This window comes from Caballeronia choica, from assembly GCF_001544535.1.
GTDB classification, from domain to species: domain Bacteria; phylum Pseudomonadota; class Gammaproteobacteria; order Burkholderiales; family Burkholderiaceae; genus Caballeronia; species Caballeronia choica.
The window spans coordinates 1-650 of record NZ_FCON02000587.1; the positions used below are offsets into that span (position 1 = coordinate 1).

At 62.6% G+C, this 650-nt stretch carries 1 protein-coding gene and 1 pseudogene; one reads left to right on the plus strand and one right to left on the minus strand.

Annotated elements, in window-relative coordinates; genetic code table 11:
• Positions 1-489: sterol desaturase family protein (locus tag AWB68_RS45860; protein ID WP_087650531.1), on the plus strand; the 489-nt coding region annotated here is incomplete at its 5' end.
• Here AWB68_RS45860 and AWB68_RS48000 read toward each other — a convergent pair.
• Positions 486-650: pseudogene (locus AWB68_RS48000) on the minus strand (LysR family transcriptional regulator); the annotation flags it as partial. The gene AWB68_RS45860 and the pseudogene AWB68_RS48000 sit on opposite strands and share 4 nt — an antisense overlap.

A 650-nucleotide genomic window follows, 5' to 3' on the forward strand; every position in this document is an offset into this window, starting at 1 on the left:
GAATGGGCGGCGCACCGCTACGTGCTGCATCGTCCGACGAAGTATTTCAGCATGATCTACAAACGCCACTGCGCGGTTCATCACCGCTTCTTCACGCATGTGACGCTTGAATACAAGGGCCATCGTCACTGGCGCGCGCTGCTGTTTCCGCCGTTCGCGCCGGTTGCGTTCGTGCTGGCGGCCGTGCCGTTCGCGCTCGTGATCGGTTTCGTATTCTCACGCAACGCAGGCTACATCGCGCTGTTCACGATGGCAGCGTACTTCCTGATGTACGAGGGCCTGCATACGCTCTCACACTTCACCGACAGCCCGTTCCTGGACCGTGTCCCGCTCGTCAACACCGTGCGGCGCCTGCACGCCACGCACCACGATCCCGAAGTGATGGCGACACAGAACTTCAACCTTACGTTCCCGATCTGCGACACGCTGTTCGGCACGCGCAGCGATGTTCCGAGTAGCGCGCGCGAACCGTTGGAACGCAGCCGCTAAGGTGCTTGTTCCCCGGCCGACACACCCGTCGTCACGCGTTTTATCTCGTCGGTGATGATTGCGATGAGCGCCTGCGCGGCGGGGCCGATCGGCCGCTTTGGATGCGTGACCTGGATGATGTGCCGCACGATCGGCGGCGATGCGATCGTGTGGGCGCGCAG